General features: G+C 45.3%; 1 protein-coding gene. It reads left to right on the top strand.

Translation table 11 applies throughout. The features are described from left to right. The coding region (locus R8O11_RS26130; RefSeq protein WP_318194727.1) for a Cache 3/Cache 2 fusion domain-containing protein at nt 1–880 on the top strand (880 nt) is incomplete at both ends.

The raw sequence follows: 880 nt of genomic DNA, 5'->3' as shown, positions 1-880 counted from the left end.
GGGTACACCATCATTGTCGATAACGACAAAAACAATCTTGGTAAGTACTTACTCCACCCAACTAAGAGCGCTACCGATCCTTCAATCGTAGAAGTTCGTGATTACGATGGTAACAAGCCTTTCCATAAGATTTTCGAACAAAAGAGTGGTCTGATCCGCTACCCATTCCAATACGGATCAACCGTCGGTGAAAAATACTTAGTGTTCACCGAAGTACCCGGCTGGAACTGGAAACTACTGGGCGGTACATTCATCAAAGAAGTGACCAAAGGCAGCGACACGCTACTTAAACTGATAGCCATCATTTCTTCGGTAGCAGCGAGCATCACTTTTGTTGTGCTCACTCTGTTCTTAAATCGCAGCTTACAGCCTCTAACGGTGTTGAACTCTTACATGACGCGCCTAGCTAATGGTGAAGTCAGCTTACAAATTCCGTCGTCTCGTAAACGTTCTAAAAATGAGATTGTGAATTTGAATAACGGCGTTGCAAGCATGGCAAATCAATTGAATGAGTTAGTTGGCCAGATCCGTTCTACTAGCGATTTAGTCGAAAGTAACTCGACCAGTGTAGCAAGCGATGCTCATAGCAACTTAACCCAAGCGGATCGTCAGCAAGAAGAAGTTGAGCAAGTCGTAACAGCGATCGAAGAGATGGCCTCTTCCGCTCAATCGGTGGCGCAGCAAGTAGAAAGCATTGCTGAAAATGTCCGCTCAGCGAACTTAGATAGCCAATCTGGTTTGACGATTGTTGAAGGCGTATGTGTCGACGTGGCGCAGTTGAATGATCAATTGGATCAATCAGCCGAAGCCATTGAACAAGTCAACCGTAACAGTGAAAGTATCCAAACCGTCACAAGAATGATCGACGAAATTGCCGAGC

This window comes from Vibrio sp. 1288 (genome assembly GCF_033344475.1).
Note: the sequence above shows the minus strand (reverse complement) of the source record. Positions and strands in the feature narration are given on the sequence as shown.